The sequence below is a fragment of the Flavobacterium ardleyense genome, from assembly GCF_042686085.1.
Classification (GTDB): Bacteria; Bacteroidota; Bacteroidia; order Flavobacteriales; family Flavobacteriaceae; genus Flavobacterium; species Flavobacterium ardleyense.
In genome coordinates this window covers 843,875-852,816 of the sequence record NZ_JBHUOL010000012.1, presented here as the reverse complement: position 1 = coordinate 852,816, position 8,942 = coordinate 843,875, and the positions used below count along the sequence as shown (strand labels likewise).

The 8,942-nt window shown below is 32.3% G+C and carries 7 protein-coding genes; 3 read left to right on the top strand and 4 right to left on the bottom strand.

Annotated features, from left to right (window positions below):
• Window positions 1-254: 254 nt before the first annotated feature.
• On the bottom strand, window positions 255-2,501 hold the full coding sequence (locus tag ACFSX9_RS09615) for an inorganic phosphate transporter (protein ID WP_379807035.1): 2,247 nt from the start codon (window positions 2,499-2,501) through the stop codon (window positions 255-257).
• 137 nt (window positions 2,502-2,638) lie between these two features.
• Here ACFSX9_RS09615 and ACFSX9_RS09610 point away from each other — a divergent pair, with 137 nt between their 5' ends.
• Complete coding sequence (locus ACFSX9_RS09610; protein ID WP_379807033.1) at window positions 2,639-2,839, top strand: dodecin family protein; 201 nt, start codon at window positions 2,639-2,641, stop codon at window positions 2,837-2,839.
• 138 nt (window positions 2,840-2,977) lie between these two features.
• Window positions 2,978-3,799, top strand: coding sequence for a mechanosensitive ion channel family protein (locus ACFSX9_RS09605; protein WP_379807031.1), 822 nt, complete (start codon window positions 2,978-2,980; stop codon window positions 3,797-3,799).
• A 1-nt stretch (window position 3,800) separates the two neighbouring features.
• On the opposite strand, the gene tsaB is transcribed toward ACFSX9_RS09605, so the two are convergent.
• From tsaB to ACFSX9_RS09590, 3 genes are all read right to left on the bottom strand, one after another.
• A complete protein-coding gene (gene tsaB, locus ACFSX9_RS09600) occupies window positions 3,801-4,460 on the bottom strand; it encodes a tRNA (adenosine(37)-N6)-threonylcarbamoyltransferase complex dimerization subunit type 1 TsaB (RefSeq protein WP_379807029.1) in 660 nt (219 codons plus the stop codon).
• A 99-nt stretch (window positions 4,461-4,559) separates the two neighbouring features.
• Window positions 4,560-5,876 carry an efflux RND transporter periplasmic adaptor subunit gene (locus ACFSX9_RS09595; protein ID WP_379807085.1) on the bottom strand — a complete coding sequence of 439 codons (1,317 nt, stop codon included), beginning with the start codon at window positions 5,874-5,876 and terminating at the stop codon, window positions 4,560-4,562.
• Between the two features lie 20 nt (window positions 5,877-5,896).
• Complete coding sequence (locus ACFSX9_RS09590; protein WP_379807027.1) at window positions 5,897-7,219, bottom strand: TolC family protein; 1,323 nt, start codon at window positions 7,217-7,219, stop codon at window positions 5,897-5,899.
• Between the two features lie 114 nt (window positions 7,220-7,333).
• Here ACFSX9_RS09590 and ACFSX9_RS09585 point away from each other — a divergent pair, with 114 nt between their 5' ends.
• Window positions 7,334-8,725, top strand: a complete 1,392-nt coding sequence (locus ACFSX9_RS09585; RefSeq protein WP_379807025.1) for a DUF4403 family protein — start codon at window positions 7,334-7,336, stop codon at window positions 8,723-8,725.
• Window positions 8,726-8,942: the final 217 nt, after the last annotated feature.

The following is an 8,942-nucleotide window of genomic DNA, read 5'->3' as shown; positions in this document are numbered from 1 at the left end:
TCGATTTTGCAACTGTTTAATTTAATATTTTTGTCTAATAATCTGTATCGATTATTTAGGACGGGACACAATATTGCACACCTAAATAATAATGCAAATTATACCTACTAAAAAAGTCATGTCGTTTAAAACTTCATGACTTTTTTTATAATTATTCAATTGTATACATTCTTCTAAATTCAGTTTGACTTTCTATTCGATCCCTTAAAAACAAATCAAACAATACTTATCAAACTACTACACTATTCAACTATTTAATTCTTATTCAACTGATTGAACTCTTTAAACAATTCCAATAGATTCATAATTGACTTCGCTAAATCATTTGTTTCTAACAACAAACTAAAATATAGCTTGGTGTTTTTTGGACTTGTTTCTGTCGTTCTAATTCTTAGAATCTGTTTAGTGATTAATCCCGAAATGGTATTCAAAACTACTTCTTTATCTTTTAAGATAAGATCAATCTTGTAGAAATCTTCCGCTTTAAAACTTTCTTCAAGCAATTGTAACAAATGTTGTAATTGTCTATCAATTGTTTTAAGATCTCTAATTTGGTTGAATTTTAATTTCTTATGATTGTTATTCACATGCGAATGACTCGCTGATGTGATATAATCAATTGACTGAACCATATCTTGCAAATAACCCAGAATTAAAATGTAAAACTTACTCGCTTCTACAGAATTATCATCTAAGTTTTTAATGAAGTAGAAAACGTTACTCTTCAATTCATCAATTTCTTTTTCTAATTTCTTTTGATCTTTTTTATTTTCTTTTAATTTCGCTAAATCTTGCAAACCTAAATTATCAATTACATTGGAATACAACGCGCTACTTTTACGGAACACCTTCGAAATTTGTGCTGAACTTTCAGTAATCATTTCTTTTACCGTTCCAATATCTTCTTTACGCAAACTTGAAATTTCTTCTTCTTCTTTTACTTTTTGTTTGTGTTTTCTTGCACTTCTATACAAGATAATCCCTAACAATAACAACAATCCTACGAAAGCAAAAACTTCACCAACTTTCAAGATAAAAGCAATGATAAATGCCATTATAAAAGCAACAATTGCAGTAGAAAACCATCCACCAATTACATTAAAAACTCCGGCAATTCTGTAAACAGCACTTTCTCTATCCCAAGCTCTATCTGCAAATGACGAACCCATTGCTACCATAAAAGTAACATAAGTTGTAGACAATGGTAATTGCATTGAAGTACCAATAGAAATCAAAATACTCGCAACCATTAAGTTAACCGATGCTCTAACCATATCAAAAGCAGGCTCGTCATTCGATTTTTTGGTTTTCTTTTCTGGTTTTTCAAAACGTTTGTCAATAGTAAGTTGCAGACTTTTTGGTAATAAGTAATTAATTCCTTCACCAATATAAACTCCAGTTCTTACTACAAATCTTGAAGCAACGTTTGGAGAGAATTTTTCTACTCCATCACCATCTCTAGATAAATTCACACCTGTTTCAATAACACTTTTTGCTTTCTTCGAAGTCCATAAAGTAATTACCATCACAATTCCTGCGAATAATAAGAAGTAAAATGGAGCTACAATATTGTCGTTCGCTAATTCGCCCATCATAAAAGCATCACCGGAAATACCGCTTCCTTGGAAAAGTTCATACGAATTGAAAGCTGCGATTGGCACACCAATAAAGTTCACCAAGTCGTTTCCTGCAAAAGCTAATGCTAATGCAAAAGTACCTATGATGATGATAACACGTAAAATGTTTATTTTAAAATAACTGATTAACAACTGAGAAAGCAAAGTGAAAATAATAAAATTCACACCTAAAATCAGAAATTGATGGGCATCAATCCAATCAAATTGTTCTTTAGAAATAAAAGAAACTCCCTTTAAACCTTTAATTAAAATGAAAAAAGTAATCGCTGTAATGGCAATTCCACCAAAAATAGCGCCGAAATATTTCATTTTTTTCTCGTACTGAAACGTAAAAATTAAACGGGAAATGTATTGAACAAAACTACCTATTGAAAACGAGAGCACTACCGACAGCAGAATGCTATATACAATTTCGGAAGCCTTCTTCGTATTGATATAAGCTCCTAAATTATCAAACGTATCATCAGTAGAATAAATCTTGTATAACGCCAAACAGACGGCAGCTCCTAATAATTCAAAAATAATAGAAACCGTAGTGGAAGTTGGTAATCCTAAGGAATTAAATACATCTAGCAGTAAAATATCAGAAATCATAACTGCTAAGAAAATGATCATAACATCATTAAAACTAAACATACTTGGCACAAAAATACCACTTCTGGCAATTTCCATCATACCGCTAGAAAACATTGCACCAACCATAATTCCTAAACTCGCAACAATCATAGTGGTTTTAAAAGAAATAGCTTTTGAACCAACAGCTGAATTTAAGAAGTTAACCGCGTCATTACTCACTCCAACCATTAAATCAATAACGGCTAAAACTCCCAATACGATTAACATTATTACATAAATCTGTTCCATTTTAAATATGAATTAATTTTATACAAAAGTGCTCCAAGTTATTCGTTATCACGTTAACTTAATGTTATTAAATCCCTCAAAAGGTTGTGATTTACAAATAAATCCTTAACTTTAAATTAAAATTAAATCAAATTATTATGGCAGTATTAAAAGTAATTGAAGTATTATCTAGTTCAACCGTTAGTTGGGAAGACGCAACAAAGCAAGCAGTAACTGAAGCTTCTAAATCATTAAAGAACATCCGTTCGGTTTATGTTAAAGAGCAAAGTGCACAGGTAAAAGACAATGCAATAGTAGAATTTAGAGTAAATCTAAAAATAACTTTTGAAATTGAATAGTTTCAAAATAAAAAAATATTAAAGGCGTTCCTTAAAAAGAGCGCCTTTTTTGTGCCAAGTAGTGAACTGACTCAATTTTAAGTTTGTTTTAGAACCATTTAAAAACACAATAAGTATCTTTGCCAAAAATAGATTAAAATGGAAACCGTTTCGCTTGAATCCTTTACTAATTCTGCACAAGTATTATTTTTTGAATATTTACCAAATTTCGCTATCTCTTTAGGAATTCTTTTTGTGGGACTTTGGTTAGTTAGTGTTATTACAAAAACTGCTAAAAAAATAATGTTAAGACGTGATGTAGAAATTACGCTATCTACTTTCATTGGTAATTTAATCTTCTGGACTTTACGTATTTTGTTGATTATTACTGTAATTTCTAAATTAGGAATTCCAACGACTTCTTTTGTTGCTATTTTAGGAGCTGCTGGTTTAGCCATCGGTTTGTCATTGCAAGGATCACTTTCTAATTTTGCCGGTGGAATTTTAATTATTCTTATGAAACCTTTTAGATTAGGTGATTTTATCGAAGCTCAAGGTGTTCTAGGAAGCGTAAAAGAAATTAGAATTTTCTCTACAGTAATTACCTCGCCTGAGAATAAAGTTATAGTAATCCCGAATGCTTCGCTATCAAACGGCGTGATTATCAATTATTCTGCAAACGGTACTAGAAGAGTTGATATGGTAATATCTGTTGGATACGACGCAGATTTACAATTGGTAAAAACCACGTTAAATAACATCATCAAATCGATTCCGGAAGTTCTAGCTGAACCGCAACCCATAATTTACATTAACGATTTAGGTTCAAGTTCAATTGAATTTATTGTTCGTCCTTATACTAAGAACGAACACATTTTAAAAGTAAGATCAGATGTTTTTGAAAAATGCAAAGCGGAATTTAATAAGTTAGGCATGGATATTCCCTATCCTATTCAAATTGAAATACAAAAAGAAGGCTAAACTACTTGATGATAAGAAAATCCTTTAGATAAAAAGGTTCAAAATAAGCTACATCTACAAATTCTTGCTTTTGAAATTTCTCAAAGGACAATTGACTCATTTCATTAGCCGATGGAAAGATTACTGCAGGATGAAATACAAATTTCTCATGGGTTAACGTGCTTTCGAATTTTGCGGTTCCGTCTCCAACTAAATGAAGCACTTCAGCAATTTCACTATATGAATTCTCGTCGATTATTTCAGCTTGAACATTTCTGATTTGGTTGTAATTCTTGTCATAAAAAGCAGTAAAAACCTCCATTCTTCGAGCATCAATCATAGGCAGAATAATACCGTTTTCGATTTGAATTTGTTTCGCTAAAAGCTGTAAGGTGTCAATTGCAATTAAAGGGATGTTCAAAGCATAACACAAGCCTTTTGCAGAAGAAACTCCAATTCTTAAACCTGTATATGATCCAGGGCCTTGACTTACAGCGACAGCTTTTAAATCAGAAAAACCGAAGTTATTTTCAACTAAGACTTCTGCAATAAATAGATGTAATTTTTCAGCGTGAGAAAAATTTTGCTCGGCTACTTCTTTGCAGACAATGGTTTTCCCATCATCTGAAAGTGACACAGAACAATTCTTGGTAGCAGTTTCTATATTTAAAATCAAAGCCATAATTATATTTTGAAGTGCAAAGTTACTAAGGAAAACCGTTTAAAAAAAAATAAGACGCTATAAATAGCGCCTTACTTAACCAAACATAATATTAACCTACTATTTTTTTACTTTACTCTTTTTATCTTTTTCGTTTTCAACTTTCACTTTATCGTTTGAAGATAAGTCTTTTGCAACCGTGCTGTAAGGTCCTACAATAATTTCTTCTCCCGGTTTTAATCCCGAAATAATTTCAATATTCGTATCATCCTGAATTCCTGTTTTCACCACACGAAGTTTTGCTTTATCACCAACTTTCACAAAAACACATTCGTATTTCTTATCGCTTTTTGGTGCTGTCCCTTTCTTTTTCTGCTCTTCTTTTTCTAATTCTGCAACAATATCTTTTTTCACTGAAGTGGTGTCGTCTTTGATAACAACCGCACTGATAGGAATAGCAATAATTTTTTCTTTACGTTTTGTGATTACATCAACAGTAGCAGTCATTCCAGGTCTAAAAGGCGAATAATTTGCGGGTTTTCCTTGTAACAGATCTTCATATGATTCTTTTAAAATTCTAACTTTCACTTTGAAATTCGTTACTTGGTCTGCCGATAATGCAGCACTTGCTGAATTTGAAATACTAGTTACTATTCCTTTGAATTCTCTTTTCATGTAAGCATCGACTTCAATTTTTGCTGAATCGCCAATGTTTACTTTTACAATATCATTTTCATTCACATCCACTTCCACTTCCATATTGTTTAGGTTCGCAATTCTTAAAATTTCAGTTCCCGTCATTTGTTGGGTTCCTAAAACACGCTCACCTAATTCTATATTCAACAACGAAATTGTTCCGTCTGCTGGCGCATAAATTGTAGTTCTACCTAAGTTGTCTCTCGCTTCCGTTACGGTTGCTGAAGCGCTTTGTACTTGATAGTATGCTGATTGTTTGTTAGCCTGCGCTACTTCATATGCAGAAACAGCTCTATCCCATTCTGCTCTTGAAATAATACCTTTATCAAATAAAGTTTTACTTCTATCATAACTTGATTTAGCTTCTTTTACTTGTGCATCGGCTTGCGTCAATCCCGCTTTTGTAGTCGACATAGAAGCTACTGAACGATTTACACCTGATTCATATAAATCAGGATTGATACGCACTAATAAATCTCCTTTTTTTACTTGCTGCCCTTCTTTTACAGTCAAAGCAATAACTTCTCCCGAAACTTCAGATGAAATTTTAACTTCAATTTCAGGTTGAATTTTTCCGGTAGCAGAAACCGTTTCGATAATCGTAGTTTCCGCAACTTTTGACAATTCAACGATTTTTGAGTTATCATTGTCTCCTATTGCACCACTTTTTTTAAGAACAATTAATAAAAGGATTAATCCGATGGCGCCTCCGACTAAAATGTATATGGTTTTCTTTGACATGGCTGACTTATTATTTTTCATTATTGTTGTTTAATTAAGGGTATTCCGAAATAGAATTCTAAAATTTTTGTTCTAAAAATATAATCATATTTAGTTCTCAGAACTTCTGATTGTGCGTTTTCGAAAGCATTTGTTGATTGAGAAAAATCAAAAGCATTCAATAACCCAACATCATATCTTTCTTTTGAAAAATTATAGGCTTGATTTCTTGCTTCCAATGTTTTTGTTGCAGCTTCAAATGATTTCTTTGCATTGATTACGTCATTATAAGCCTGATATACATTTCGTTCTAAATCTAATTCCGATTGTTTTAATTGGTATTCCGAACGTTCTTGACTCACTTTTGCTCGTTGAACTCCAGCTCTTGTGCGTAGACCGTTAAGAATAGGAATATTCAACTGCAAACCAATACCCGTTCCATCAAATAAGGACAATTGATCTGCAAAATTTAACGGCGTACTTTCAGACCAGCGCGTATTATAGCCAATAAAACCAGTTAATATTGGAAGATAAGATGAACGCGAAATCTGGACACTTTTCTTTGCTAAGTCTACATTAGCAATAGCTATTTTCACATCTTTAACGGACTCTTTAGCTTTCGCTAAAATAGCTTCTTGCGATTGATTACTCACATCTGAAAGGGGCAAATCAATTTCTTCGTCCGAAATATCGAAATTTGCATAATCCTGAATCAATAACGTTTGACAAAGTGCAATTTTTGAAATCAATAAGGCATTTTCAGTACTAATAATTTGCTGTTCTTGCGTAGCATCAGTTGCTTGTAATTCATAAATATCTCCTGCTGGAACTGAACCTGCCTCGATTAATTGCTCGGTACGTTTTAGGTTATCTTTTGTTATTAGGTTTTGATTTTTTTGAACTTTCAATTGTTCTTTGTTGAACAAAATTTGCAAATAAGAATTCGCAACAGAAAGTGCAATATCATCTTTCATTTTATCCAAGCGATATGAATTAGCAATCTTGCTCAATTTCGCTCTTTGCAATGTTTTCCAATTCGATAAACCGTTAAACAAGTTAATACTTGAATTCGCCGAAGCTGAAAACGATTTAAATGTTTCGTTTTGAAATTGATTCGTTACGGGATTAATACTTGCTCCAGTATTAACACTATAATTTGCATTGGCATTCAAAGAAGGTAAAAATCCACCAACCGCTTCCATTTTTTCAATATCCGAAGTTTTTAAATCCAACTCTGATTGTTTAATGGAAACATTATTTTTGATCGCATAATCCACGCATTCCTCTAATGTCCATTTCTTTTCTTGTGCCGATAGTTGAAAACCTACCAACAAAAGAAGAAAAAGTATTTTTTTTGTTATCATTTTATGTCCATTTACTAACATTACTAATAAGACCTCTTTTTATCTATTTTGTTACACTTATCAAATAATATTTTACATTTACGGTAAAATAAGTACTATTCATCTTTTATTAAAATGAAAACAATTATCACTTCCGTTGTAATTATTGCAACATTTTTGCTTTTATCTTCCTGCGCAACCACTAACAAAGTGGAAGCTTTAAAGCCAGCACCCTCTAACGATTCGCCTGTTGTTTTTAAAAATAACACTTCATACATTGCAATGCCTATTGAAATTACATTGAAAGAAATCGAAAGTCAGTTGAATAAAAATCTGAATGGATTAATTTACAACGATTCAATTTTGAACGATGATAAGACCGAAATGAAGATTTGGAAAACAGCTCCCGTTAAATTAACGGAAAAAGATGGGAACATTATTTCGGTTATCCCGATGAAAATTTGGGCGAAATTCAAGTATGGAACTGATTTTATGGGTTTGAATGATACGCGTGAAATCAATATTAACGGAACAATTACTTTAAACAGCAAACCGCATTTAACCAATTGGAAACTAACTACGACTTCAAAATTAGAAGATTTTGAATGGAGCGAAAGCCCGAGCATTTTGGTAGCAGGAAGAAAAGTGCCCATAACTTATATCATTAATCCTACATTAAGTATTTTCAAATCGAAGATTGCCAAAAAAATTGACGACGCTATTAATGAATCCTGTGATTTTAAACCACAAGTATTAGCTGTTTTAGATAAATTAAGCACACCATTTATGACTAGTGAAGCCTACGAAACGTGGTTTAAAATGGTGCCTATTGAATTGTATGTTACCGATGCAAATTTATCCAAGTCGAAACTTACGATGCAAATGGGATTAAAATGCAATATGCAAACCATGGTGGGACAAGAGCCAAAAAATAGCTTTGACCCAAAACGAATAGTTTTAAAACCTGTGGCATTAATTCCAGAAAACACTACGGCTTCGGTAGTAGCAGTTTCTACTTATGCAAGTGCGAGTAAAATTGTAACTAAAAATTTCCAAGGGCAAGAATTTGCTTCGGGAAGTAGAAAAATTACAGTTCAAAAAGTTGATTTATGGCAGAAAGATAGTAAAATGATCATCGCGCTAAGCGTAGCCGGAAGTATCAATGGCACAATTTATTTATCAGGCATTCCAAATTACAATCCCATTACTAAAGAAATTTATTTCGACCAGATGGATTATGTATTAAATACGAAAAGCGTTTTAATGAAATCGGCAAATTGGTTGATGCAAGGTACAATTTTAAAGAAAATCCAAGAAAACTGTCGTTATTCAATCAAGGGAAATTTAGAAGAAGGTAAGAAAAACATGGAACCGTATTTGAATAATTACTCGCCAATGAAAGGTGTTTTTGTAAATGGAACTTTGAACGATTTTGAATTTGAGAAGTTAGAATTAACGGACAAAGCGATTATCGCGTTCATTACCACTTCAGGAAAAATGAACATTAAGATTGACGGAATGGAGTAAATTAATTAGTAACAACTTGAAGTTTATAATAAATAAAAATGGAGAAGCTGAAACGAGTTCAGCTTGACAAAGTGTCGAGAAAAGTTACTACAACAAAAAAAAACAATGCCAAAGTTTAAGTAAAGCTTTTAAAGGCCTACAAAAGCTATACGAAGATGAAAGAAATTCGGATTGACAAAGCGTGGAGAAAACTTATAAGAAGATAAAATAAATTCAG